This is a genomic window from Oceanobacillus saliphilus (genome assembly GCF_023522835.1).
Classification (GTDB): domain Bacteria; phylum Bacillota; class Bacilli; order Bacillales; family Amphibacillaceae; genus Oceanobacillus; species Oceanobacillus saliphilus.
Map to the genome: position 1 here is coordinate 1 of NZ_JALCZU010000268.1, position 251 is coordinate 251.

Annotated in this window: 1 pseudogene; it reads left to right on the forward strand. The window is 33.5% G+C overall.

The annotated features are described in order from the left end of the window. Window positions 1-251, forward strand: a pseudogene (locus MN204_RS21120) (hypothetical protein); the annotation flags it as partial.

The window sequence follows — 251 nt, forward strand, 5'->3', positions numbered from 1 at the left end:
TTTGGTTGCCGGATTTACCAATTTGGATGACAGAAGTCTTTGTATTAGTTCTTCTAACTTTATTGAATACCTTAAATCCAAAATTTTTTGGAGAAACCGAATTTTGGTTTGGGATGATTAAAATTGTGGCGATTATTGGTTTGATTTTAACGGCAATAATCCTCATTTTTAGTCATTATCATACAGGAACTGATACTGTAAGTGTAACTAATATCACCAAAGGCTTCGAGTTCTTCCCAAATGGCCTTTCT